The sequence below is a fragment of the Viridibacillus soli genome (genome assembly GCF_016612995.1).
In the GTDB taxonomy this organism is placed as follows: Bacteria; Bacillota; Bacilli; order Bacillales_A; family Planococcaceae; genus Viridibacillus; species Viridibacillus soli.
Window position 1 is genome coordinate 124,707 of sequence record NZ_JAEOAH010000001.1, and the last position, 26,048, is coordinate 150,754.

A 26,048-nucleotide genomic window follows, 5' to 3' on the forward strand; every position below is an offset into this window, starting at 1 on the left:
CAATAAATATCCACTTACAACTTGTTATTCTTTCCCAAATACAACTTTACCGCGACAGATGGTCTTTTGTACATTTAAATTTGCATCTAAAATGACTAAATCCGCATCCATGCCTGCACCAATATACCCTTTCAACGGTAAATTCAGTTGTTTCGCCGCATTTGTTGAAGACATCATAACTAATTCTTGGAGTGAACATCCAGTGACAGATTGTACGTTTTTTACCGCTTGGGCCATTGTTAATACGCTACCCGCTAGCGTTCCATCACATAAATGTGCACCTGTTTCCGTTACATGTACAGGTTGTCCGCCTAAATCATACATACCATAGTCAAGCCCTTTCGCTCTCATCGCATCCGTAATCAAAATAATACGAGATGCTTCCTTTAACCGGTAGGCAAATTTCACAGACTTTGGATGACTATGTACAAAGTCTGCAATAATTTCTACCTGTAAATCATCTTCTAAAAACACAGCTCCGACAACACCCGGTTCACGATGATGAAAAGGCCGCATTTGGTTATAAAGGTGAGTAGCTTGTTTTGCACCGATTTTCACTGCATGTTCAATTTCATCGAATGTAGCATCTGAATGCCCTAAGGAAACGACGACCCCTGCTTTACTTACAACTTCGGTAAAAGCAAAGCCATTGTTCGCTTCCGGAGCTACTGTGATTTGCTTTATTCGCCCTCCGCTAAGTGCTTGCCAATGATTAAACTGCCTAACATCGGGTTCAATAATATATTCAAGTGGTTGTGCACCCGCCCTTTTTTTAGAAATATACGGTCCTTCAAGATGAATCCCTAAAATTTCCGCTTCATCTTCATCACCTTCAAATGTAGCAACATTTTGAAGGGCTGATTCAATTGCGTCCGCTGACTGTGTCATTGTTGTCGCAAGAAAACTTGTCGTACCTTCCTTTGGCAATGAACGCGCAATACCTCGCAGCGCCACTTCTGTTGCATCCATAACGTCAAAACCAGCAGAGCCATGTATATGCATATCAATATATCCAGGAAAAACAATCCAGCCCTTAGAAGTTCCATCAATAGTAAGTTGTGCTTGAACATCTAAGCCCGTACCAACTTTAGCAATTTTTCCTTCTGCTAGGTAAATGTCACTGACAAATGCTTCTTGATCATAGTTAACAATCGTTATGTTAGTAATTAGAATTGTTCCACTCATTTTCTATCTCTCCCATATAAAAACCAGAAAAAACACTACGCTCTTTCTGGTTTTCAATTCCCTATTTTACTTCTTAAACCGATTTTAAGTCTATAATCGATGAAGTACCTTGTGATTGAATACCCTGTTTTAAAATTGTAATTGTTTTATCTTGTGAATTTGTGAAAATAACCGGTGTTACTGTAGATGGCGAATTGGCATCGATATACTCTAAATCAATCTTTAATAATTGATCACCACGCTGAATAATTTGACCTTCTCCAACTAGTAACTCAAAACCCTCACCTTTTAATTTTACTGTATCCAACCCAATATGAATTAATACTTCAACACCCGTATCAGATAATAAAGCAATCGCATGTTTTGTTTGGAAAACATTTAACACTTTTCCATCAAACGGTGCACATACGATACCTTCCGTTGGTTTAATCCCAAAACCAGGCCCCATCATACCTGAAGAAAATACTTGATCAGGAACTGCTATTAATGAAATGATTTCACCTGTCATTGGCATTTCGAAATCTTCAGACTTTAATTTCTCGCCTGTTTCTATTGATACATTATCCTCTAGAACAACATCATGTTGTAATGGCGGATTCCCTTTTGCAATACGTGATTTCATTGCATCGGCTAAAAATTCCACTGCTGTTCCAATAATAACTTGAACATTTGTTTTATTGATGCTCTTCAAACCACGAGCACCATATTTTTTCAGTTGCTGTTCATTTACTAAACCTGCATCTTTTAAAGTTAAGCGAAGTCGGGTTGTACAGTAATCAATGGCAACGATATTTTCTTTACCTCCAAGACCTTCAATTGTATAGAATGCTTTTGCATCTAATACTTCATCCTCTGTTCCCCCAACGTTTACTTCCCCATCTTCATCATCTTCACGACCAGGTGTTTTTAAATCTAGTTTGATAATCAAGAAGTAGAAAATAACAAAGTATAAAACACTCATAAAGAGTCCAATTGGTATTAATAATAGTGGTTTCGTAGCTATTCCAAAATTTAAGATGTAATCGGAAAAACCAGCTGAGAACCCAAAGCCGTCATGAACACCAAACCCATATGAAATCATCATGGAAATACCAGTAAGTAATGCATGTACTATATATAGTATTGGCGATAAGAACATGAATGAAAACTCAATTGGCTCTGTAACACCCGTTAAAAAAGCTGTTAATGCGATACTTACAAACATACCGCCGACGATCGAACGTTTTTCTTTCTTCGCTGCAGCATACATTGCTAAACAAGCCGCTGGTAATCCAAACATCATAATTGGGAAGAATCCAGATAAAAATGGTCCGGCTGTTGGATCTCCTGCTAAGAAACGATTGATTTCACCCTTAACAATCTTGCCACCTGCATCAGTGAACGACCCAAAGTCAAACCATACAACCGTGTTAATAACATGGTGTAAACCAGTTGGAATTAATAAACGATTTAAAAATCCATATGCACCTACCCCAAGCATACCTGCATCTAATACCCAATTACCTGCAGCATCAATTACACTTTGTACTGGAGGCCATACAAAAACTAGTATACTAGCTAATATGGTCATAACAGCTGCCGTTATTATCGGGACGAATCGCCGTCCACCAAAGAACGCTAACCACTCTGGAAATTTGATGTTATAAAATTTGTTATATAATGTCCCAGCGATAATACCAGAAATAATACCACCAAAAACACCCATATTAATATTTTTATCAACTGATTCTAAAGCAGAGTTTAAAACTAAATACGCTACTGCACCTGCTAATGCTGCACCACCACTACCATCAAATGCTAATCCCATAGCTATACCAATAGCGAAGATTATCGGCAAATGACCTAATATACCATCACCCGCCGCTGCTAGAAAAGGAAGATCAAGCATATCTGGTTGACCAAAACGAACTAGTAACGCCGCTGCTGGCAATGTAGCAATTGGGAACATTAAGGACTTACCAATTTTTGTCAAAAAATTTAGCAATGAAACAACCTCCTTTATATTTTCTAAACTCCACTTGGTATAGTTGTCTATACCAATTATAAAGCGTTTACAAGTAAATGGAAAGAAGAAATTCATCTTTTTCTAAAAAAACATTTCTGAATAGATAGAATAGTAAGTTTAGATTAGGCTGAAAATACAGATATATTACACTTTTCTCACATGATCCACCCCATAATAAACCGAAAACTTTTAATATCGCATTCATTACTTTGGCAAAATGTATTTCTCCTATTGTAAATATATTCTCTTGCATTTCCATTTAATACTTCCCCTCACACTTTATTTATTATTTTTAGTAACTAAAAAACTTCTAAGTATGCTTGGACAGATTTTACCTTATCCGTTCACTTAGAAGTCTCGCTGAATCCAATATTTAAATGGCTAAATCAGTTAACACAATGACATTCGGATGGTTTTTCAAAATAGTTACCGGTATACTCTCCGTCACTTCATCTTTCAACAACGCTTCTAAGGCCATACGCTTTTTCTCGCCAACCGCGATTAACAAAATTTGCTTTGCACGCATAATAGAGGCGATTCCCATTGTAATAGCTTCAGTAGGTACTTCATCAAGTGAGGGAAAGAACCTTGCATTTGCCAGTCTCGTTGAATCTGACAGCTTTACAATATGCGTTCCACTGTCAAAAGATGTACCTGGCTCATTAAAACCTATATGTCCATTTTCACCAACACCTAATAGTTGGAAATCCAGCGTTAATTGCTTCAAAAGTTCTTCATAACGAGCAGCTTCTGCGGATGGATCTATTGCCTCGCCATCTGGTAAGTTAGACTTCTTAAATGGCTTTTCATGAAATAACTGTTGTTTCATAAATGCTATGTAACTTTCGGGATGTGTCTTCGACAAACCTACATATTCATCTAGGTTCACACTTTGGCATTTTGTAAAATCGAGTTTGCTATTGCGAATGCGATCATAAAGTGGCAACATCGTACCACCAGTGGCTAAACCAAAGTTTTTAGACCCCGCTTCTACTGCCTCTTTGACAATCATAAATGCTCGGTCATATAACGCCTCTAGATTTTCAATCGTTTCAACCTCTAGTGCTGTTTTAATATTATTATTCATCTCCATTGCATTACCAACTCATTTCAATTTATTTACTTACACTTTAACGCATACTTTCTAAGGAAGCCAATAAAAAAAGAAAAAAGTTGTTTAACCATACAAAATAATGGCCATATTAAAAAGAATAATGGTTATTTCTACTATGAATTTAAACGACTTACCTAACATGCCAAGTTAACTATATTTGTTCTCGATTAATGCTAATACAAACTGAATTCCCATCAAAAAAGTAGTTTAAACAATGAAAATCAACAAAAAAAGACCCTCAATTTTCATTGAGAGGTTTAATTTCAGAAATAACGAATCCCGATCATGCCGTCTTAAAATCAAATCGTTTTGAACCCGCATTGAGCAGGTGGGTGTCCTCTTCAAAACTTTAAACGTCCCATTACGGGCATGCTTGCCATTTCAAAATATGAACTCCCGACGATATTATGTTCGGTCAAAACTGATAAGCATCTAACGAACACATCAGGATTCGTGTTAAATATATAATAGCATAAGTAGTTAGAATAATCCAAATAATAAAATGAAAAAACGGCAGCTTTTTTTCATTAAATAAAGACCCCGTAATCACTTAGATTACGGGGTCTTTTAACTAATGATTAATCTTCATCAGCAAGTGTTTTTGTACGAATATGCAATTGATCTAATTGATCCATTGATACTGCACTTGGTGCTTCTGTTAACAGGCAGCTTGCGCTAGCTGTTTTAGGGAATGCAATTGTGTCACGTAAGTTGTCGCGACCAGCAAGTAGCATGATGAAACGATCCAGACCGAATGCTAAACCACCATGTGGAGGAGTACCATATTCAAAGGCATTCATTAAGAAACCAAATTGATCTTGCGCTTCTTCATCTGTAAAACCAAGCGTTTTGAACATTTTTTCTTGTAAATCTTTTTCGTGAATACGTAATGATCCGCCACCAAGCTCGTAACCATTTAATACGATATCGTAAGCTTGTGCGTGTACTGCACCTGGTTCCGTATCCATTTTTTCGATGTCTTCATCGAATGGACGAGTGAATGGGTGATGCGCTGCATAGTAGCGATCATCATCTTCATCGTATTCAAATAATGGCCAGTCAGTGACCCATAGGAATGCAAAGCGTGATTGGTCGATCAACTCTAATTCTTTACCTAGTTTCACTCGTAGAGCGCCAAGTGATGCTGCTACAACAGAAGGTTTATCTGCTACGAATACTAAAGTATCGCCAGGTTCAGCTTGCATACGTTCAGCTAATTTTTCACCGTACTCGTCAGCGAAGAATTTACCGATTGGACCAGTTAAGCCTTCTTCAGTTACTTTAATCCATGCAAGACCTTTCGCACCGTAACGGCCTACGAATTTTGTTAATTCGTCTAGATCTTTACGAGAATATTTATCGTTTGCACCTTTAATGTTTAGACCTTTTACTTGACCACCATTTTCAACAGTGCTTGCGAATACTTTAAAGTTACAACCCGCAACAACATCGCTTAAGTCAGTAAGTTCTAGGCCAAAGCGCACATCTGGTTTATCAGAACCGTAACGAGACATCGCTTCTTTGTAAGGCATGCGTTGGAATGGTGCTGGAATATCGACACCTTTTACTTCTTTCATGACTTTTTGAATTAAATTCTCGTTTAATTCGATGATTTCATCTTGTGACATGAAACTCATTTCCATATCGATTTGAGTGAATTCTGGTTGACGGTCAGCACGCAAATCTTCATCACGGAAGCATCGTGCGATTTGGAAGTAACGTTCAAATCCACCAACCATTAATAATTGCTTAAATAATTGAGGTGATTGTGGCAATGCATAGAATTCGCCATCATGTACTCGTGAAGGAACTAAGTAATCACGTGCGCCTTCTGGAGTTGATTTTGTTAAGATTGGTGTTTCTACTTCTAGGAAACCTTCATCTTGTAAGAAATTACGGATGACTTTTGTAACGTCAGAGCGAAGTTTGAACGTATCAAACATAACTGGACGACGTAAGTCTAAATAACGATATTTTAAACGAATATCTTCGTTTACTTCTGTACGGTCTTCGATTGCAAACGGTGGTGTTTTTGCTTTATTAATAATTGTTACATCATCTATAAATACCTCAACCATACCAGTTTCCATGTTTGGATTGATTTGATCTTCCGCACGTAATGCAACATTACCTTGTACTTCAATAACGAATTCGTTACGAAGTGTATCTGCGATATCTAATGCTTGTTGTGAGTTTTCTGGGTTAAATACAATTTGTACAAGTCCTGTACGGTCACGTAGGTCAACGAAAATTAGTCCACCGAAATCGCGACGGCGTTGTACCCATCCTTTTAATACGACGCGTTCGCCTTCATGAGCGCCGCGTAATATCCCACATTCATGTGTTCTCTTTGCCATCATTAGTTCCTCCAATTATTGTTCCTTATGTTTTGTTAAATAGTTCACTAAATCATGGAAAGGCACTTTTTCTTGGTCACCTGTTTCCATATTTTTCACATTAACAGCTTGCTCAGCTAATTCTGATTCACCAAGAACCATTACCCATTTCGCATTTAGGCGGTCGGCTGATTTCATCTGTGCTTTCACTTTACGACTAGCGTAATCGAGCTCAGTTGAAATACCTTTTGCTCTAAATGAGCTTGCTAATTCTACTGCTTTTAGCTTCGCTTGATCATCCATGGCAACGATGTACATAGCTAGTGAATTTTCGGTATCAAGCGTGCGTCCTTCCGCTTCAAGAGCAAGTAATAGGCGTTCGATACTCATTGCAAAACCGATACCTGGTGATTCAGGACCACCGATTTGTTCAACAAGCCCATTATAACGGCCACCACCACATAAAGTAGTAATAGAGCCTAAGCCTTCAGCTGTACTCATAATTTCGAAAGTTGTGTGATTATAATAATCTAAGCCACGTACTAAGTTAGGATCCACTACATACGTAATACCTAGGACGTCTAAATATTTTTTTACCTCTTCAAAATATGCTGCAGATTCTTCATTTAGATAATCCGTTAATGCTGGTGCTGTAGCCATTAATGGATTTTCATGATCCACTTTACAGTCTAAAATACGTAGTGGATTTTTTTCTAAACGATTTTGACAATCCGAGCAGAATTCCACGATATGGGGTTTGAAATGTTTGATCAAAGCATCGCGGTGTGCCCCGCGAACGTCTGCATCACCTAATGAGTTAATAACTAGTTTCAAATCTTTCAATCCAGCTGTTTCATATACGTCCATCGCAAGAGCGATTACTTCTGCATCTATTGCGGGATCTTTACTGCCGATAGCTTCTACACCAAATTGAACGAATTGACGATAACGACCAGCTTGTTGGCGCTCGTAGCGGAACATGGGCCCAATATATGATAATTTCACTGGTTGATCAGGTTGACCGAACATTTTGTGTTCAACGTAAGAACGCACAACAGCAGCTGTACCTTCTGGGCGAAGTGTTAATGAGCGATCTCCTCTATCTTTAAATGTGTACATTTCCTTTTGCACGATATCCGTCGTATCACCAACACTGCGCTGGAATAATTCCGTTTGCTCAAAAATTGGTGTGCGAATTTCTTGGTATCTGTACACTCGGCATAGATGACGAATAATTTCCTCTACCTTTTGCCATTTTTCAGATTGTCCAGGTAAGATATCTTGAGTGCCTCTAGGTACTTTATAATTCATCCCATTAACTCCTTTCAAAATTTAGATTTACTGCGGACGTACTATGTCCTTTATCTCACGATTATCTATGATGAAACAAAAAAAGCCCTCGCCCCTTGCATTAAATGCAAGGGACGAGAGCTGTATAAGCTTCCGCGGTTCCACCCTAGTTGATCTAGTAAAAACTAAACCCTCTCATGTCGGATAACGGCCGATTCCGTTTTCCCCTAATAAGCAAATGCCTTTCGAAGAAAAACCTCTCGAGTGTTATTCACTATACTGTACTGTAGAAAAGATTTCAGCCACGTCTTTTCCTCTCTCATCAGCCAAATAAATATAGTTACTTGCTCGGTCAAAGGTGATTTTGATAAATTCAGATTACTAAATATTTTACTCAATCTAAACAAATATGTCAACAATTTTGAAAAACTATAGATTTTCCAGGTCACTTTCTTTTACAATAGAGATAAAGGAGGATGAACATGAATAAAAAAATAGTAAAATTGTTTAGTAATTTTCTACTTATCACCATTCTGATTTGCTCATATTTTTACCAACCAGTACATACAGAAGCTGCGGCTTCAACGTCTTACAAAGTGACGGCTAGTCAACTTACTTTACGCGAAGGTCCTAGTACGAGTACTAAAAAACTTACCTCAATCCCAAAAGACAAAAAATTAACAAAAATATCTACTAAAGGGACATGGTTTAAAGTAAAGTATAGTGGAAAAACAGGGTGGGTTTCTTCAAAATACTTATCTAAAGTAACGACTACTGTTTCCAAAGCAACAAAAACAGCAACTGCTAAAGTGGACAACCTTAACATACGCTCAGGAGCTGCAGCGACATTTAAAAGTCTCGGAAAATTAACGAAAGGGACAAAAGGAACTGTTTTAGATGAAAAAAATGGCTGGGTAAGAATCAAGACTGACAAATACACAGGCTGGGTTTCTAAAAGCTATTTAACAATTAAAACAACTACTTCGTCTAATACTACAAATACAGCAGCAACAAACGATAACGTCGGTAAATATTTCCTTGTAACAATTGCTGATTTAAATGTCCGAGAAAAAGCATTTTCAACGGCTGGTACTGCTATTCTTGGTACAGTAAAAAAAGGGAGCGTATTTAAAATTTTAAAACAGTCAGGTGACTGGATACACATTGAATACAAGACTTCTAAAAAAGGGTGGGTTTCTTCCAAAACTGCGTACGGTAAAATCAGTACAAAAAAACCGACAACACAAACTTCTAACCCAAATGAAGAAGAGGATTTAGAAGATTTACCAACAGAAGAACCGGAAGAACCAGAAGAACCAACTGATACACCTGAAGACAATGTAACTTATTCTAAGCCTTCAAAACTAGAATATATCAATATTCAATCTGGCTATTTAAATATTCGTTCAAAACCGAATACGAAAGGGACGATTCTATCTCAAGCCAATGCCGGTAATTACTATACAGTACTACAATACGCAACTTACCCGTCAAATGAATGGGTTTATGTGGAATATGCACCTGGCAAAAAAGGGTGGATTTCAAATAATACATCGAATAGTTATATAACATTAACAGATCCAGCTACAAACCCAGTTGCTACATCTAAAAAGACGATTATATTAGATGCAGGACATGGTGGTTCTGACCCTGGTGCAGGCGGTGGTGGTTATACAGAAGCCTCACTCACATATGCATTTACTTTAAAAACAAAAAGCCAGTTAGAAAGTATGGGCTACACTGTTTATACAACACGTAGTCAATATTCGGCTTGCTCGATATCTCCAAACAAAACAATAGATTTACAATGTCGTGTCAACTTGGCGAAAACGAAAAAAGCAGATATTTTCGTTAGTATTCATATGAATTCAGCAAGTGCTACAGCAAAAGGGACTGAAACATATTATTCTTTAGGTAATCCCTATCCAACAAAAAGTAGACAACTAGCAAACGCTGTACACAACTCTTATCAACCAGCTATGGGAAGTAAGAACAGACTCGTCAAACAATATGGCTTTTACGTAAACCGTATGGCTACTGTTCCTTCTATCCTTTTAGAGGTTGGTTTTATTTCTAATATTGAGGATCGTAGCAAACTAATCAATTCAGCACACCAAACGAATGTAAGTAGAAGTATTGCACTTGGTATCCACAACTACTTTAAAGCGCAATAATTTGATTTAACAACTAACAGCCTTACTCAACAGCGTTCACTAGAATGCTAGAGTAAGGCTGTTTTTATAGATTTTCCATTAAGCGCTTGGCAATTGCTTTAAATTCTTCTGGTCCGATTCCCGGAGCAAATTCTTCTGGTAAATCATCCAAATCTGGTATTTTTGCACCCTTCCATGGCCAAACTCTTCGGCTTTAATACTTGCTACTACATCGTAAAAAGGCTTTAGCTTATGTTTTTGACGGAAGTTGAATGATTGATACATTTAGTTGTTCAATATCGACACCTCGCCAAATTCGCCTCCTAACAGCTTCTGAACGATCGACGCTGCATTAGCATCACCGTAATCAGGATTCGGTAGTTCAATTTATAGCTTGCTGACCAGGTGGAGCAAAAAAACACCCCTTTTTCTATATACGAGATTGTATGTAGGAAAAAGAGTGTTTATGATTTTCACGTTATGAATTGTGCTTCAGTTAGCCAGATGATTTCCTTCATACGTACATAAATAGGCGTTCCTTTAATGACGATTGTTAGGTAATCTGGTGTTACTTTTTACTTGAATTGCATGACGACCCTTTTCCAAACAAACGATACAGTCACAGAATAAAAATATGGTTCTACTTCATTCGTTTTATCGGCAAAGGTTTGTGACTTTGATTATTTCGATTCGATGATAATCGTTACAGGTCCAGCATTCATTAATTGGACATCCATCATAGCTCCAAAAACTCCTGTTTCAACACTTAAACCTAAATTACGAAGTGTCTCATTAAAATAATCCCACATAGGTTTGGCTTCCTCAGGACGCGCCGCTTCGATAAAGCTTGGACGATTGCCTTTACGTGTATCAGCATACAAAGTAAATTGTGAAACGGATAAAATAGCTCCACCATGATCCATAATGGAGTGATTCATCTTGCCATCTGCATCTTCCCATAGACGCATTTTCGCGATTTTATTCGCTAAATAATCAGCATCAGCTTGTGTATCACCATTTGTTATCCCTACTAATAATACATAACCTTGCTCAATAGCACCTGTAATTTGTCCATCTACAGTTACAGATGCTTTTCTACTACGTTGCAGAACTACTTTCAAAATGAAAACTCCTATCTTAGTTTGTCACACGTTGTACAGAATATATCTCTGGAATTTGTTTAATCCGGTCGACAACTTTGTATAAATGACTAATATCTCGAATACGAATAGTTAAGTTAATTGTAGCTAATTTATCACGGTCAGCTCTACCACTTACAGCACTAATATTCGTTTTCGCTTCATTGACAACTTGCATCACTTCATTCAACAAGCCTGGGCGATCATAACCTGACACTTCGATATCCACAGAGTACTCTTTCTTCTCATCGGCAATAGCAGAACCCCACTCAACATCGATTAAGCGTTCTTGTTCTTCACTTGCTTGCACATTCGGACAATCTGCACGGTGAACAGAAACTCCGCGACCTTTTGTGATAAAACCAACAATCTCATCACCTGGAACTGGACTACAGCAACGAGAAAGTCGAATAAGTAGATTCTCTAAGCCTTTTACTACAACACCAGACTCAGTAGGTTTTCTCTTTTCTGGTGAATTCATTTCTTTCGTAATTTTTACTAGTGCTTCTTCATGGTCTCGTTGTTTACGGATTTTTTCAGCAAGACGATTTACGACTTGTTGCGCCGTCATACCATTGAAGCCAACAGCTGCTACTAAATCATCTTCACTAGCAAAGTTCATTTTCTCACAAACACGTTTGAAGTTTTCAGCTGTTAACACTTCTTTAGGATCGAAGTTTTGCTCTTTTATTTCTTTTTCAATTAATTCGCGGCCCTTATCAACATTATCTTCACGCAATTGCTTTTTGAAAAACTGTTTAATTTTATTTTTGGCTTGTGAAGATTGCGCAAGCTTCAGCCAGTCTCGGCTTGGGCCGAATGATTGCTTAGATGTCATAATTTCAACAATATCGCCTGTTTTCAGCGGTGTATCAAGCGGTACCATTTTACCATTCACTTTAGTACCGATTGTTTTATTGCCTATTTCAGAGTGCACGCGGTATGCGAAGTCAATTGGCACGGATCCAGCTGGTAATTCCATGACATCTCCTTTTGGAGAAAAAACATAAACCATATCAGAGAATAAATCAAATTTTAGTGATTCCATAAATTCTTCTGCATCAGAAGATTCGTTTTGGAAATCTAAAATCTCTCGGAACCAAGTCAATTTGCTATCGATATTCGATTTGCTCATATCGATATTCTTGCCTTCTTTATACGCCCAGTGCGCCGCAACCCCGAACTCCGCAATATTATGCATCTCCATCGTACGAATTTGTACTTCTAATGGATCGCCGTAAGGTCCAATAACGGTCGTATGCAATGATTGATATAAGTTTTGTTTTGGCATTGCAATGTAATCTTTAAAACGGCCTGGCATTGGCTTCCAAAGCGTATGCACAATACCTAAAACAGCATAACAATCTTTAATGCTATCGACAATCACACGGACTGCTAGTAAATCATAAATTTCACTAAACTGCTTATTTTGCACGACCATTTTGCGATAAATGCTGTAAATATGTTTTGGACGACCTGATAAATCCGCTTTTATATCAATATCATCAAGTTGTGTATGAATTTCACCCATAACAGATGATAAATAAGCTTCACGTTCTACACGCTTTTTCTTCATCAAGTTAACGATGCGGTAATATTGCTGTGGGTTTAAGTAACGAAGTGCAGTATCCTCTAACTCCCATTTAATTGCTGAAATTCCTAAACGGTGCGCTAGAGGTGCAAAGATTTCAAGTGTTTCCTTTGAAATGCGTCTTTGCTTTTCAACAGGTAAATGCTTTAATGTGCGCATATTATGTAGACGGTCCGCTAACTTAATTAAAATAACGCGGATATCCTGCGCCATTGCGACAAACATTTTACGGTGGTTTTCAGCTTGCTGTTCTGCTTTCGATTTATACTTAATCTTACCTAGCTTTGTTACACCATCTACAAGCATAGCGACATCTTCACTGAACGCTTCGACAAGATCCCCACGTGTTACCGAGGTATCTTCTACAACATCATGTAAAAAACCTGCAGATACAGTTTCAGGGTCCATTTGAAGTTCTGCTAAAATACCTGCTACTTGGATGGGATGTAAAATATAAGGCTCCCCCGAGCTTCGAAACTGTTCCTTATGCGCTTCTCTCGCAACCTCATATGCTTTTTGTACAAAAGCAACATGTTCGGTATTCATATAAGAAGAAAGAGTTGCGAAAACGTCTTCTACTGTCATCACTTGATCCTTCGCCATGTTAGCCACCCTATTCCATAAATTTTCCGATTAGATATAACTTTCATTGTATAAAAAAAACAACCCTGTTGTAAAGGTTATTTGAAGAAAAGCGCTGACTATTCGAATATATTCGACAAAAGAATAAAGTGCAGTGCTCTCAGAGGTGGACGCATCCAGTATATAGAACACCTACATCTTCCTCCGTGCAAAATTTTATAATTTCCTTAATAATAAAAAACCTCTCTGCAATAGCAAAGAGGTTCAGGGGAAATTAGTATTTCATTAATGTAAATATATCATGCCCTTTAATTTTGTCACGACCATGAAGTTCTTCTAATTCGATTAAGAATGCACAACCTACTACTTCTCCACCTAATTCTTCAATAAGTTGGATGGTCGCAGCTACTGTACCACCAGTTGCAAGTAAATCGTCAACGATTAATACTTTTTGACCAGGTTTAACAGCATCTTTGTGCATCGTTAATGTATCTTTGCCATATTCTAAACCATAATCAGCACTGATTACTTCACGAGGTAGTTTTCCTGGTTTACGAACAGGAGCAAAACCAATTTCTAGCGCATAAGCCACTGGACATCCAGTTATGAAACCACGAGCTTCTGGTCCAACTATTAATTCAGCACCTACTTCTTTAGCATATTCAACAATTTGGTCTGTGGCATATCGGTATGCTTTCCCATTGTCCATAATTGTTGTGATATCTTTGAAAGAAATGCCTTCTTTTGGCCAGCCTTCAACTGTAGTTACATATTTTTTTAAATCCATTACTGTTCCTCCTCAGAAACTGTTTGAGCGGTTAATCTCGCGTCAAACCACTCTCTTAAATCTTTATATGGTGCATATAATAAGGTTTGTTCTAAGTCCATTTGTTGCGTGCGTTTTTTGTAAGCTACTGCACTCGTTAACTGTTTCTTAGGTGCATCTTCTACTATTTTTGCAAGACCGTTTTCTATTGTAACAAAACCGAGTTCAAAAAACACCTCTGTCATGAAAATTAGCATATCACGGCTCCAACCTTTATGCTTTGCCAAATCATTTAAATGCTGTCTCAAATGAAACTCACGACGCTTATTCAAAAACGTATAGTACCAGCCAAACTGCTCACGTGTAGGCATGCCGTCGAAATAATGCGAATCTGGGATATAGAAATGAGCATAAACTCTCGTCGGTTTGACACTTGAAAGTAATGCTTCTAAATTATGAACGTCTTGTGGCATATCCAATAAGACAATATAAGGACTAACGTTTTCTATCACAAGTTCGTCACTATAAGGAATAATTTGCTTCGGAATTAATGATTCATAAAACTGCATTGTATCAGGTTTGAACGCTATAAAAGTAGCTTCTTCCACAGGTACGGTTTGTAGCCATCTAGCCACTTGTCTAATACCTCGCAAGTCAAATAGCTGCCATTCATCTGTACGCACGTCAGATATCATGAATTGCGGTTTCTTTCGACCATTCCATTCATTAATTTGTAAATCCCCTGCAAAGGATACGTTTATACCATATGTCAACTCATCAACAAGATACCCTTTATGGAAACCTACTGCATCGATTGTGGCATTTGGTTGACCGATTTCCATCTTCATATGATCTTCATTCGCACCAATTTTTCGCATTGATTGGATATGAACGTCCTCAATACCGTATATAGGTTTAGAAAAACTCATACCGAATGGCGCCAATTCGCGCACTTCTGCAATTGAATCCGTATCAATCTCATCAATTTTCAGCGGGATATCTACTTGTAAAATTGGAATTAAATCATCCTCTGTCAGACATGCTCTGGCCTGCTGATTAAGTCGCTCACGTAATTCATCAACGTCCTCCATCGCAAGTGTCATACCTGCTGCCATTGGATGCCCACCGAATGCGGGTAAAATTTCACGATTTTTTGCAAGCTCCTGATACATATTAAACCCTTCGATACTTCGAGCTGAACCCTTTGCAATACCTTTTTCCGTATCAATACATAAAATAATCGTTGGTTTATAATATTTTTCAACAAGTCTAGAAGCTACAATTCCTACGACGCCTGGATTCCAGCCCTCTTCAGCAATAACGAGCACTTGCGAGTTGCTGATTTCGTCGATATTTTCAACCATTGCAACAGCTTGCTCCGTAATATCTGAAACGATTCCTTGGCGCTCCTTATTTTTATCGTTTAATAAGTTTGCCATTGTTGTAGCACTGGCCTGATCTTCTTCTAGCAAAAAATCTACGCCAGGATTAGCATCACCAAGACGTCCTAATGCATTTAATCTCGGTCCAAAGCTAAAACCGATTGTTTCTTCAGTTATTTCATTTTGTTTCGTACTTGTTACCGTGCTTAATGCTTTGATCGACGGTCTTGATGATTTTTGTAGAGCTAGAATGCCTTGCTTCACTAAATAACGATTCTCATCTAATAAGGGCACTAAATCAGCTACCGTCCCAATAGCAACAAACTCTAAGAGATGCTTTGGATAATCACCGTACAAAGCATGAGCCACTTTAAATGCCACGCCAACGCCTGCAAGCTCACCATATGGATAATTCCCTTCAGGATGTCTTGGATGGATGATAACATCAGCTGGTGGCAATTCTTCCCCTATTTCATGGTGATCTGTCACAATGACATCCATTCCAAGCTCTTTTGCCACTTGCACCTCATGGTTACCTGAAATACCGTTATCAACTGTAATAATTAATTGGAAGCCATTACTATGTGCTTCACGGAATAGCCGCTCATTTGGTCCATAGCCATCTGTAAAACGGTTTGGAATTTTGTGCGCTGCATTCGCGCCCAAATCTCTTAAAACGGTCATCATGACAGATGTACTTGTTATACCATCGGCGTCATAATCACCATATACGAGAATTTTCTCATCATTATTAATCGCTTGATGAATACGGTCCACTGCCTGTTGCATACCGTGCAATAGGAATGGGTCGTGTATAGATTTTTCATCTATATTTAAAAAAGCACGTGCAGATTCGACTGTATCAAAACCACGTGCGGCTAATATTTTTGCAGAAATAGAAGGAATGTTTAGTTCCTTTTGAAACGTTTTCACTATTGTTTCATCAGGTTTTTCTATTCGCCATCTTTTTGTTGTCATTACCATTCTGTCACTTCCTTACGCGTTTCATTATACCTAATTTAGCCCATGAAAAAAACCTTTAGGTATAGTCATCCTAAAGGTTTGTCTATGAAAATTAATTTTATTTCATACTGAAACAAATTCATATCTTAACATCAGCGATTGTTTTCAATTTGCCGGTGTGCCTTTTAGCTGTTGAATTTCTTGTTCCTTCGTCACAATCATTTGAATTTTTTAGTTAACACTTTGCTGAATTGGTTCACACTTCTTTGTACAAAAAAAATTTACTAAAGCGAATGGACGACTTATATTGAAACTTAGGCTCGAGTCATCATAGTTGAATCTCCAGTCAGTGAAGCTTGGGCTTGAGTCATCATAGTCGGGCCCCAGTCATCGAAGCTTGGGCTCGAGTCATCATAGCTGACCTCAGTCTTTGAGGTTTGGGTTCGAGTCATCACAGTTGGGGCCCCAGTCATCGAAGCTTGGGCTCGGGTCATCATAGTTGGGCCCCCAGTCATCGAAGCTGGGGCTCGAGTCATCATAGCTGACCTCAGTCTTTGAGGTTTGGGTTCGAGTCATCACAGTTGGGTCCCCAGTCATCGAAGCTTGGGCTCGAGTCATCGAAGCTTGGGCTCGAGTCATCATAGCTGAGTCTCCAGTCATTGAAGCTGACCTCAGTCATTGAAGCTTGGGCTTCAGTCATCACAGTTGGGGCCCCAGTCATCGAAGCTTGGGCTCGAGTCATCATAGTTGGGCCCCCAGTCATCGAAGCTTGGGCTCGAGTCATCATAGTTGGTTCTCCAGTCATCGAAGCTCGGGCTCGAGTCATCATAGCTGACCTCAGTCATTGAAGCTTGGGCTTCAGTCATCACAGTTGGGGCCCCAGTCATCGAAGCTTGGGCTCGAGTCATCATAGTTGGGCCCCCAGTCATCGAAGCTTGGGCTCGAGTCATCATAGTTGGTTCTCCAGTCATCGAAGCTCGGGCTCGAGTCATCATAGCTGACCTCAGTCATTGAAGCTTGGGCTTCAGTCATCACAGTTGGGGCCCCAGTCATCGAAGCTTGGGCTCGAGTCATCATAGTTGGTTCCCCAGTCATCGAAGCTTGGGCTCGAGTCATCATAGTTGGTTCCCCAGTCATTGATGCTTGGGCTTGAGTCATCATAGCTGAGTCTCCAGTCATTGATGCTTGAGCTTGAGTCATCATAGTTGAATCTCCAGTCAGTGAAGCTTGGGCTTGAGTCATCATAGCTGAGCTCAGTCATTGAAGCTTAGGTTCGAGTCATCATAGTTGAGCCCCCAGTCATTGAAGCTTGGCCTTGAGTCATCATAGCTGAGTCTCCAGTCATTGATGCTTGAGCTTGAGTCATCATAGCTGACCTCAGTCAGTGAAGCTTAGGCTTGAGTCATCATAGTTGGTTCTCCAGTCATTGAAGTTTGAGTTTGAGCTTGAGTCATCATAGCTGAGTCTCCAGTCAATGAAGCTTGGGCTTAAGTCATCATAGCTGAGCTCAGTCATTGAAGTCGAGCCTCCCAGTTGGGCTTCAGTCAGTGAAGTCGGTGCTCAAATTCCAGAATTCCATGCTCACCCTGGATATTTCAACAAACAAAAAAACTACTCCGCACTATTTAAGTGCGGAGTAGTCAAAGGAACGAGTTCCTTCAGCATTTAGTTATACCATTGGTTCGTCTGTTCCCCATTGTGATTTCTTTTTACCAACGTCTAAGTTGCCTTGTTTTTTCATTTGACGTTTTTTTAGTGAGAACCAAATTTGGGCTGCGATAAAGATTGAAGAATACATACCTGTAATTAACCCGATTAATAATGCGATCGAGAAGTTTTGGATAGATGGTGCACCAAATAGCAATAATGCTACGACTACAATAATTACTGTTAATACTGTATTCACAGATCGTCCTAAAGTTTGACGAAGTGATTTGTTGACAATATTAGCAAGCTCTTCTTCATCTTTAATTTTACCAACACGATGTAGGTTTTCACGTATACGGTCAAACGTTACAATTGTATCGTTTATTGAATAGCCAACGATCGTTAATACTGCGGCGATAAACGTAATATCCACTTCTAAGCGGAAGAAACTAAATAACGCGACCATAAAGAATACGTCATGCAGTAATGACACAATCGCACCGACACCCATGCGCCATTCGAAACGGAAAGCTACATAAATAATGATGCCAAGTGCAGCAAGTGACAATGCTTTGATTGCATTTTTCACTAACTCTTCTCCAACAGTTGGAGATACTGTACTGATACTTGGGTCGTGGCCAAATTCTTTCTTAAATTCTGATTTAACTTTTTTCACTTCATCTTTTGTAAAATCGTCTTTATAACGTATAACACCGATATCACTCTTATCACCAGAAATAACAATATCTTCTGATTCAAAGCCAATTTTAGTGATGAAATCAGATACTTCATCTTTTGTTAACTTGTGCTCAGCTTGGACTTCCACTCGTGTACCACTTGAGAAATCAATACCTAAGTTAAGCTTGAAGATTCCCAAAATAGTAAATCCTGCAATAATAAAGATAAGTGAAGCTGCATAGTATTTTTTACGATTGTGCACAAAATCTAACTTATCAAAGCGTGTTGATAAATCTAATGTGTCCACGCCTTCTTCAATTTTGTGTACTTTCTTTTTACTAACACCAAACCAACCCGTTTTCCCATCAAAGTATCCGCTGTTTACAAGTAAACCTAGTAAAATACGGGTTCCCCAAACAGCTGTGATAAAGCTGACTAAAATACTAATGATTAATGTTGTTGCAAAACCTTTAACAGAGCTTGTCCCAAAGTAAAATAATACAGCTGCTGCAAGAAGCGTTGTAATATTGGCATCGAAAATAGCTGTGAATGATGATTTTGCACCCGAATTGAATGCCGCCTTAATCGACTTACCTACGCGTAATTCCTCACGAATACGCTCGTACATTAAAATGTTGGCATCCACGGCCATCCCTACTCCAAGTACAATTGCCGCAATACCCGGTAGCGTAAGAACTGCATTAATCCAGTCAAAGATGACAAGAACTAAGAATGTGAAGATTGTTAATGTAATATTAGCGACTAGACCTGGTAGACGGTAATATACAAGCATGAAGATAAAGATTAATGCAATACCTAAGATACTTGCAAAAATAGTACTTTTCAGCGCTTGGTCACCAAATTGGGCACCTACTGAAGTCGAATAAATTTCATCTAATTTAACAGGTAATGCACCTGCATTTAAAACACCTTTTAAATCTTTTGTTTGTTGAACAGTGAATGTGCCTGTAATTTGAACATCTGAAGAGTTGATTACTTGTGATACGCGTGGATCCGAAACAAATTTAGGTTCTGTTTTTTTAACTTCCTCTGCGTATGAATCTTTGCCTTCTTCAAAGTCTAACCAAATGACTAACACATTATTTGGTTCTCCCATGGCTAAAATTTCTTTTGTTACTTCAGCAAATTTTGCTGGATCTTTTAATTTTAAAGTAACCATTGGGCGATTCTGATCATCAAAAGAATCCGTTGCACCGCCTTGTTTCAAATCACTTCCGTCTAACAAAATGTTGTCGTTGACATCGCGGAATGTTAAATTGGCCTCAGTTGCCAGTAGTTCACGAGCAGATTCTTGATCCTTAACACCTGCTAATTGAACCCGGATACGTTCACCACTTTCCACTTGAATACTCGGTTCACTTACACCAAGTGCATTTACACGACGTAAAAGTGCGTCTGTTGTATCTTTAACATCGTTTTCTGTAATCTTCGGACCATCTTTTTTTAATGGCTCTACTTGATAAAGAACTTCAAAGCCACCTTGTAAGTCTAGGCCTAGTTTAATATTGTTCAAGACTCCTTGAACAGTCGTACTCATCGTTGCGCCAAATACAACTAATAGCAACATAAAAGCAACGATTCTGCTTCTTAATTTCATCCAAACTTCCTCCTCAAACAAATACCACGGTATGACTAGAAAAATATTTTATCCAATAATTTATATTATGACATGAATTTATGCATAAAGCTTGTAAAAACCTTACTACTAAATACTCATAAATTATAAAGTAGTGGCTGAAAATCAGTAATAATCAGTTTTCAGTATAATATTCCATTTATTTCTTCACTACCGGTCTTTTTAACACAACACGTTTATTATGAAACACGTTGAGCCTACTGTCAAATCGTTCCTTTAGCATTCGCATACCGTCTTTATTACTATTTTCTACAGTGGTTCTTTTTGTTCTTGCTGATGTAATAGCAGTTGTAATTCATCTTGATTTAAAACAGAAAACCAATTTGATGTCTTTGATTCCTCGATTTGGGAATATGTCATGTATTGCGCAGCTGTAAGAGAAAATAAATCTTCTACTATTTCATAGGCATGCAGCGTTTGAATATTGCGTTTACGCCATTTCTTTTTCACACAAATTCCCCATATATCCTGAACAGTAACCATCTTATAACCTTGCATCTTAAACTCATTTCTCTTACTAATTAAAGCTGGTAAAAACTTTTGAAATAAATGCTCGTATTCGATAGTCATCATTTCACTTCCTCTATGGTAGTTTTATCCGCTTCTGTTCTTGCATAGGATAATTGTATACGAATTTTCTTGAATTGAGAAGGAAGGGATAGTATTGACTTCTTTTTTTCATGGCACTTTCTTGTTAATGGGTGCTGTATTTTTATCTAAGCTCTTAGGTTTTTTATATCGAATGCAATTTATGAGGATTGCTGGTGAAGAGGCTGTCGGCACTTATATGACGGCTTATCCTGCTTTTATTTTCTTCCTCTCATTAATTCAACTAGGTATTCCGATTGCAGTGGCAAAAATAATTGCTGAACTGCATGCGAAAAAAAAGAAAGAACAATTAAGCGCTGTTATGAGAACAGCTACTCTATTGACCTTTCTTGCTGGCATTATTTTATTTCCACTGCTAACGTTTTTCATTCCATTTTTGTCTAATAATTTACTCCATGACGGACAGACCACGCTTATTTTATATGTTGGATTAGCGACAGTTCCAGTTGCCGCTGCATCAGCCCTTTTAAAATCATTTTTCCAAGGGCTTGCTCGCATTGCAGAAACAGCTTGGTCTCAAACGATGGAACAAATTATTCGTATCATTCTCATCACATTTTTACTCCCATATGGCGTGCATGCAGATGAGCCCGCTCAAACTGCTGCATTTGCAATGCTCATTACAGCGATTGCCGAAGTTTTTGCTTTCCTTTATTTATATTGGCATTATCGAAAAGTAAAGCGCTCTAGTGTTTTACAGCCAACTAAAGAATATTACCCACCAAATCCTATATTTAAAATTGCTCTTCCTTCAACTGGCAGTAGAATTTTCGGGACATTTACATGGTTTTTAGAGCCTATTGTCTTTTTAAAAGCCCTAACTCTTGCAGGCATGACGGCCGCAGTTGCTACGAAATTATACGGTGTTATATCAGGTGTATTAATTCCGTTATTATTATTCCCAGCATTTGTGCCATACGCTCTATCTGTTGTGCTCATACCAGCAGTTAGTGATGCGGTGGCTCGTGGCAATCAGCGTTTATTGAAAGACCGTGTCCATATTTCACTAAGGCTGTCGACGCTTGTCGGTTGCTTTGCAGCGACGTATTTCTTTATTCATGGTGATGAACTTGCGATGAAGCTCTTTCATTTAGAAGAAAATCGCGGTTATGTGAAATTATTATCGCCTGTCTTTTTCTTTTATTATATCCAAAGCCCTTTAAATTCGATTCTCCAAGCAATTGATGAAGCGAATGCAGCGATGATGAATGCAGTATATGGTGGTATCGGTAAACTTTTTGTTATGTTCGTTCTTGCCTCTCAGTCTGGGTTACAGGAAAAAGGTGCAGTCATTGCGATTGGTTTCGGCGTTCTTGTCACATCCTTTTTACATATCGCAACCATTCGCCAGAAAAAATACATGCAAACAGGTTTCCGCTTATTTATCATTCCTTATGCTATCTTTATTTTCGTTGTCGTACTGCGAACGATTCTAATGCCGACTACAGGTCTTTCCGTTGTTGAGAATAGCGCCATTACACTTGGCATTCTGTTTGGGCTTTTATCGCTCTTCCATCAAATTAGATGGCGTGATTTCATGTATTTAACAAAAACAATTCGGAAACGACTATAATGCCGACTCCTTTTTTTGCACATGCAGTTCATCATTTTCAAAGCAGCAATAGAACACTTCTGTAACGTCAATGATATCTTGCTCCAATAGTTTTTCCTTTAACCATCCTTCCGTTTTTTGTATTAACTTGATATGACGATTTTGTACCTCTCCATCAACAATTAACGGTAGAATGGGGGGGTCTTCATCTTTCACGAAGACAGAAAGGTTGCCAGACGGCTCTAAATAGGCGTAGGAAACTTGCTGAACAGAGCCTACCTGCTGTTCTCTTAACTGCTGAAATAAATCATCTAAATTATAACGTTGCTTCTTCATTTCTTTTTCCATAATAACGCCATCCCGAATAATCGTAACTGGGGCGCCCTCAATTAAATCCCTGAATTTTTTATTTTTTAAAGTTATAAATGACATGATAACTTGAATAATGAGCAACATAATCATCGGCAAAATAGAGTCCAATATTTTGCGCTGCGGATCACTAATAGCAAATGCCGCGACTTCTGCGATGAATATGAATATGACAAGGTCAATCACGCTAAGCTCTCCAACCTCTCGCTTTCCCATGAGGCGAAAAATAATCAAAATAACAAAATATAACAAGAAAGTACGAAATGAGATGATTACTAAATCGTTCATAAACGACTCCTTTTTCCATATAGATTGCGCAATATTTAGAAATTCATACAAAAAAAGCATCGAATTTGCTTTTGGTTTTTTAACATTTAATCTGTTCAATCTATTTTGGATTTTACGTTCACTAAGGATAATATGTCAAAAAAAAGACTACTCTACACTTTTAAGTGTGGAGTAGTCTTTTTTAACGACCGCCTTCAGCTTTTACTTGTCCAAAGATACTTCAGATGTTGTTGAGCTTTCTACAATACGGCCTACTGCTGCGCGTTCGAAACGCATTTTTGTGCCGTCTGAAACTTTAATGATAACTGTTGTATCGTCAACCGCGTCTACTTCACCGTGTAATCCACCGATCGTCACGATTTTGTTACCGCGAGATAATTCATTTTGCATTTGAGACGTTTTTTTACGTTGTTTTTGTGCTGGACGAATTAATAATAAGTACATCACACCAAACATTAGAATTATCGGACCAATTCCGCTAATAATATCCATTAAATAAAATCCTCCTTTCTATATCTTTCAATAGTATACAAGAATCAGAAATTTTTTGCATTTGGTTTGTTGAAACCATATGCTTCAAAAAATTCTTCTCGGAAATCACCAAGTCGATCTTCACGGATCGCTTGTCTTACGTTTCTCATTAAATCTTGTAAGAAATATAAATTATGATAAGAAGTTAATCGGATTCCAAAAGTTTCTTCCGCTTTCAACAAGTGGCGAATGTACGCACGTGAATAGTTGCGGCAAGTGTAGCAATCACAGTTCGGATCAAGTGGGCCAAAATCTCTTGCAAATTTTGCATTTTTAATTACTAATCGGCCTTCACTTGTCATACATGTACCATTACGAGCAATACGTGTTGGTAATACGCAGTCAAACATATCTATACCGCGGATGGCACCGTCTATTAATGAGTCAGGAGAACCTACGCCCATTAGATAACGTGGTTTTTCTGATGGTAATAATGGTGTAGTGTATTCAAGCATACGGTTCATAATATCTTTCGGTTCCCCTACAGATAAACCACCGATTGCGTAGCCCGGGAAATCCATTGATACAAGATCCTTCGCAGATTGCTTACGCAACTCCTCAAATTCACCGCCCTGTACAATACCAAATAGACCTTGGTCTTGTGGACGAGCATGAGCCGCTAGACAACGTTCAGCCCAGCGAGAAGTACGCTCAACACTTGCTTTCATATATTCAAAAGTAGCTGGGAACGGAGGACATTCATCAAATGCCATCATAATATCTGCTCCTAGTGCATTTTGAATTTCCATCGCTTTTTCAGGGCTTAGGAATAGTTTATCACCGTTTAAGTGATTGCGGAAATGAACGCCTTCTTCTTCAATTTTACGAATATGGCTTAAGCTAAATACTTGGAAGCCACCAGAATCAGTTAAAATTGGGCGATCCCAGTTCATAAATTTGTGGAGACCACCTGCTTCACGAACGATATCGTGACCTGGACGAAGCCATAGATGGTACGTATTACTTAAAATAATACCGGCTCCCATATCTTTTACTTCTTCTGGAGACATTGTTTTAACAGAAGCTTGTGTACCTACTGGCATAAATGCTGGTGTTTCAAAAGAACCGTGTGGCGTATGCACGATACCAAGACGTGCGCCAGTTTGTTTATCTGTTTTAATTAACTCATATCTGATTGCTTGAGACATTGATTAATTTCCTTTCTGTGCTTTTGGGCGGATAAACATCGCGTCGCCAAAGCTAAAGAAGCGATAGCGTTCCTGTACAGCGATATTATAAGCATTTAATATTATTTCACGCGTTGTTAATGCACTCACTAGCATTACTAACGTTGATTTTGGTAAATGGAAGTTTGTGATTAAACCATCAATTACTTTATATTCAAAACCTGGGTAGATGAAAATCGCAGTCCAGCCACTATCTGCTACAAGTTTCCCATCATGGCGCTCTGCAATTGTTTCAAGTGTACGAGTAGACGTTGTGCCTACTGAGATTACACTGCCGCCCTTTTGTTTTGTCTCGTTAATAAGCGCTGCTGTTTCTGCTGATAAATGATAGAATTCAGAGTGCATTTCATGTGTTTCAATCGTTTCTACATTGACAGGGCGGAATGTTCCTAAGCCTACATGTAATGTTAAGAAAGTGACTTTGACACCTTTTGCACGGATTTCATCTAATAATTCTTCAGTGAAGTGTAGACCTGCTGTTGGGGCTGCTGCTGAACCACGCTCTTTCGCAAAAACAGTTTGATAACGATCTTGGTCATCTAATTTTTCACGAATATAAGGTGGTAGAGGCATCTCACCAAGTTGGTCTAAAATTTCGTAGAAAATACCTTCGTAGTCAAATTTGAATAGTCTGCCACCATGATCTAACTCACCTGTACATGTCGCTTTTAGTAAGCCTTCACCAAATGTAATTTCAGTGCCTATTTTCACACGTTTCGCAGGTTTCACAAGTGTTTCCCATTCATCTTCGTTAGCCGTTTGTTTTAATAATAAAACCTCGACATGTGCACCTGTTTCTTCCTTCACACCCATTAAGCGTGCAGGCAATACACGTGTATCATTTAATACGAGGCAATCACCTTCATGCAGTTCTTCGATAATATCACGGAATGTATGATGTGTCACTTCGCCGGACTCACGGTCTACTACCATCAAGCGGCTTGAAGTACGGTCTTTTAAAGGTGTTTGTGCAATTAATTCTTCTGGTAATGCAAAATCAAAGTCTTCTAATTTCATTATTAAC

The 26,048-nt window shown here is 38.4% G+C and carries 18 protein-coding genes, 1 other RNA gene, 2 pseudogenes and 1 other annotated feature; of the genes and pseudogenes, 2 read left to right on the forward strand and 19 right to left on the reverse strand.

Features of this window, described 5'->3' with window-relative positions; all coding sequences use genetic code 11:
* Positions 1 to 24: 24 nt before the first annotated feature.
* The 7 genes from nagA to hisS all read right to left on the reverse strand — a co-directional run bounded on the left by nagA (position 25) and on the right by hisS (position 7,951).
* On the reverse strand, positions 25 to 1,185 hold the full coding sequence (gene nagA / locus JFL43_RS00635) for an N-acetylglucosamine-6-phosphate deacetylase (protein ID WP_200747516.1): 1,161 nt from the start codon (positions 1,183 to 1,185) through the stop codon (positions 25 to 27).
* A 73-nt stretch (positions 1,186 to 1,258) separates the two neighbouring features.
* A complete protein-coding gene (gene nagE / locus JFL43_RS00640) occupies positions 1,259 to 3,169 on the reverse strand; it encodes an N-acetylglucosamine-specific PTS transporter subunit IIBC (RefSeq protein ID WP_200747517.1) in 1,911 nt (636 codons plus the stop codon).
* Between the two features lie 67 nt (positions 3,170 to 3,236).
* The gene (locus JFL43_RS00645) at positions 3,237 to 3,449 is read right to left on the reverse strand and encodes a hypothetical protein (protein WP_200747518.1); all 213 of its coding nucleotides are present in this window, start codon (positions 3,447 to 3,449) and stop codon (positions 3,237 to 3,239) included.
* A gap of 114 nt (positions 3,450 to 3,563) precedes the next feature.
* Positions 3,564 to 4,283: a glucosamine-6-phosphate deaminase gene (locus tag JFL43_RS00650; RefSeq protein ID WP_325166610.1), complete on the reverse strand. Its 720-nt coding sequence runs from the start codon at positions 4,281 to 4,283 to the stop codon at positions 3,564 to 3,566.
* A gap of 293 nt (positions 4,284 to 4,576) precedes the next feature.
* A non-coding RNA gene (gene ssrS, locus JFL43_RS00655) (6S RNA) lies at positions 4,577 to 4,758 on the reverse strand.
* 124 nt (positions 4,759 to 4,882) lie between these two features.
* On the reverse strand, positions 4,883 to 6,661 hold the full coding sequence (gene aspS, locus JFL43_RS00660; RefSeq protein WP_200747673.1) for an aspartate--tRNA ligase: 1,779 nt from the start codon (positions 6,659 to 6,661) through the stop codon (positions 4,883 to 4,885).
* Between the two features lie 15 nt (positions 6,662 to 6,676).
* Positions 6,677 to 7,951, reverse strand: coding sequence for a histidine--tRNA ligase (gene hisS / locus JFL43_RS00665; protein WP_100794368.1), 1,275 nt, complete (start codon positions 7,949 to 7,951; stop codon positions 6,677 to 6,679).
* Between the two features lie 106 nt (positions 7,952 to 8,057).
* Positions 8,058 to 8,295, reverse strand: a binding site (T-box leader).
* Between the two features lie 117 nt (positions 8,296 to 8,412).
* Here hisS and JFL43_RS00670 point away from each other — a divergent pair.
* Complete coding sequence (locus tag JFL43_RS00670) at positions 8,413 to 10,104, forward strand: SH3 domain-containing protein (protein ID WP_200747519.1); 1,692 nt, start codon at positions 8,413 to 8,415, stop codon at positions 10,102 to 10,104.
* 174 nt (positions 10,105 to 10,278) lie between these two features.
* Here JFL43_RS00670 and JFL43_RS00675 read toward each other — a convergent pair.
* From JFL43_RS00675 to JFL43_RS00710, 8 genes and pseudogenes are all read right to left on the reverse strand, one after another.
* A pseudogene (locus JFL43_RS00675) lies at positions 10,279 to 10,470 on the reverse strand (manganese catalase family protein); the annotation flags it as partial.
* An 86-nt stretch (positions 10,471 to 10,556) separates the two neighbouring features.
* Positions 10,557 to 10,646: pseudogene (locus JFL43_RS23275) on the reverse strand (hypothetical protein); the annotation flags it as partial.
* Positions 10,647 to 10,763: 117 nt separating this feature from the next.
* Complete coding sequence (dtd, locus tag JFL43_RS00685) at positions 10,764 to 11,204, reverse strand: D-aminoacyl-tRNA deacylase (protein WP_200747520.1); 441 nt, start codon at positions 11,202 to 11,204, stop codon at positions 10,764 to 10,766.
* A gap of 16 nt (positions 11,205 to 11,220) precedes the next feature.
* Complete coding sequence (locus JFL43_RS00690; protein WP_200747521.1) at positions 11,221 to 13,416, reverse strand: RelA/SpoT family protein; 2,196 nt, start codon at positions 13,414 to 13,416, stop codon at positions 11,221 to 11,223.
* A gap of 253 nt (positions 13,417 to 13,669) precedes the next feature.
* Positions 13,670 to 14,182 carry an adenine phosphoribosyltransferase gene (locus JFL43_RS00695; protein ID WP_100794373.1) on the reverse strand — a complete coding sequence of 171 codons (513 nt, stop codon included), beginning with the start codon at positions 14,180 to 14,182 and terminating at the stop codon, positions 13,670 to 13,672.
* Complete coding sequence (gene recJ / locus JFL43_RS00700; RefSeq protein WP_200747522.1) at positions 14,182 to 16,527, reverse strand: single-stranded-DNA-specific exonuclease RecJ; 2,346 nt, start codon at positions 16,525 to 16,527, stop codon at positions 14,182 to 14,184. The genes JFL43_RS00695 and recJ overlap by 1 nt, the downstream gene beginning before the upstream one ends.
* A 1,648-nt stretch (positions 16,528 to 18,175) precedes the next feature.
* Entirely contained in the window at positions 18,176 to 20,449 is a 2,274-nt protein-coding gene (gene secDF / locus JFL43_RS00705) for a protein translocase subunit SecDF (RefSeq protein ID WP_200747523.1), read from the reverse strand.
* Positions 20,450 to 20,737: 288 nt separating this feature from the next.
* A complete protein-coding gene (locus JFL43_RS00710; RefSeq protein ID WP_234447523.1) occupies positions 20,738 to 21,061 on the reverse strand; it encodes a post-transcriptional regulator in 324 nt (107 codons plus the stop codon).
* Between the two features lie 91 nt (positions 21,062 to 21,152).
* Here JFL43_RS00710 and JFL43_RS00715 point away from each other — a divergent pair, with 91 nt between their 5' ends.
* Positions 21,153 to 22,670, forward strand: coding sequence for a putative polysaccharide biosynthesis protein (locus JFL43_RS00715; RefSeq protein WP_100794377.1), 1,518 nt, complete (start codon positions 21,153 to 21,155; stop codon positions 22,668 to 22,670).
* Here the strand turns inward: JFL43_RS00715 and JFL43_RS00720 are convergent.
* From JFL43_RS00720 to queA, 4 genes are all read right to left on the reverse strand, one after another.
* The gene (locus JFL43_RS00720) at positions 22,665 to 23,306 is read right to left on the reverse strand and encodes a DUF421 domain-containing protein (protein ID WP_200747524.1); all 642 of its coding nucleotides are present in this window, start codon (positions 23,304 to 23,306) and stop codon (positions 22,665 to 22,667) included. The two genes, JFL43_RS00715 and JFL43_RS00720, sit on opposite strands and share 6 nt — an antisense overlap.
* Positions 23,307 to 23,507: 201 nt before the next feature.
* Positions 23,508 to 23,798: a preprotein translocase subunit YajC gene (gene yajC / locus JFL43_RS00725; RefSeq protein WP_100794379.1), complete on the reverse strand. Its 291-nt coding sequence runs from the start codon at positions 23,796 to 23,798 to the stop codon at positions 23,508 to 23,510.
* 44 nt (positions 23,799 to 23,842) lie between these two features.
* On the reverse strand, positions 23,843 to 24,985 hold the full coding sequence (gene tgt, locus JFL43_RS00730; protein ID WP_100794380.1) for a tRNA guanosine(34) transglycosylase Tgt: 1,143 nt from the start codon (positions 24,983 to 24,985) through the stop codon (positions 23,843 to 23,845).
* A gap of 3 nt (positions 24,986 to 24,988) precedes the next feature.
* Positions 24,989 to 26,041 (reverse strand): tRNA preQ1(34) S-adenosylmethionine ribosyltransferase-isomerase QueA, encoded by a 1,053-nt coding sequence (queA, locus tag JFL43_RS00735; RefSeq protein ID WP_200747525.1) that lies wholly within the window; start codon positions 26,039 to 26,041, stop codon positions 24,989 to 24,991.
* Positions 26,042 to 26,048: the final 7 nt, after the last annotated feature.

Coding starts and splice junctions, on each gene's coding strand:
- JFL43_RS00670 (WP_200747519.1), top strand. CDS start 8,413: ATGAATAAAAAAATAGTAAAATTGTTTAGTAATTTTCTACTTATCACC.
- JFL43_RS00710 (WP_234447523.1), bottom strand. CDS start 21,061: ATGATGACTATCGAATACGAGCATTTATTTCAAAAGTTTTTACCAGCT.
- JFL43_RS00720 (WP_200747524.1), bottom strand. CDS start 23,306: ATGAACGATTTAGTAATCATCTCATTTCGTACTTTCTTGTTATATTTT.
- hisS (WP_100794368.1), bottom strand. CDS start 7,951: ATGAATTATAAAGTACCTAGAGGCACTCAAGATATCTTACCTGGACAA.
- yajC (WP_100794379.1), bottom strand. CDS start 23,798: ATGGATATTATTAGCGGAATTGGTCCGATAATTCTAATGTTTGGTGTG.
- secDF (WP_200747523.1), bottom strand. CDS start 20,449: ATGAAATTAAGAAGCAGAATCGTTGCTTTTATGTTGCTATTAGTTGTA.
- JFL43_RS00690 (WP_200747521.1), bottom strand. CDS start 13,416: ATGGCGAAGGATCAAGTGATGACAGTAGAAGACGTTTTCGCAACTCTT.
- recJ (WP_200747522.1), bottom strand. CDS start 16,527: ATGGTAATGACAACAAAAAGATGGCGAATAGAAAAACCTGATGAAACA.
- nagA (WP_200747516.1), bottom strand. CDS start 1,185: ATGAGTGGAACAATTCTAATTACTAACATAACGATTGTTAACTATGAT.
- JFL43_RS00650 (WP_325166610.1), bottom strand. CDS start 4,283: ATGGAGATGAATAATAATATTAAAACAGCACTAGAGGTTGAAACGATT.
- queA (WP_200747525.1), bottom strand. CDS start 26,041: ATGAAATTAGAAGACTTTGATTTTGCATTACCAGAAGAATTAATTGCA.
- JFL43_RS00645 (WP_200747518.1), bottom strand. CDS start 3,449: ATGGAAATGCAAGAGAATATATTTACAATAGGAGAAATACATTTTGCC.
- tgt (WP_100794380.1), bottom strand. CDS start 24,985: ATGTCTCAAGCAATCAGATATGAGTTAATTAAAACAGATAAACAAACT.
- JFL43_RS00695 (WP_100794373.1), bottom strand. CDS start 14,182: ATGGATTTAAAAAAATATGTAACTACAGTTGAAGGCTGGCCAAAAGAA.
- aspS (WP_200747673.1), bottom strand. CDS start 6,661: ATGGCAAAGAGAACACATGAATGTGGGATATTACGCGGCGCTCATGAA.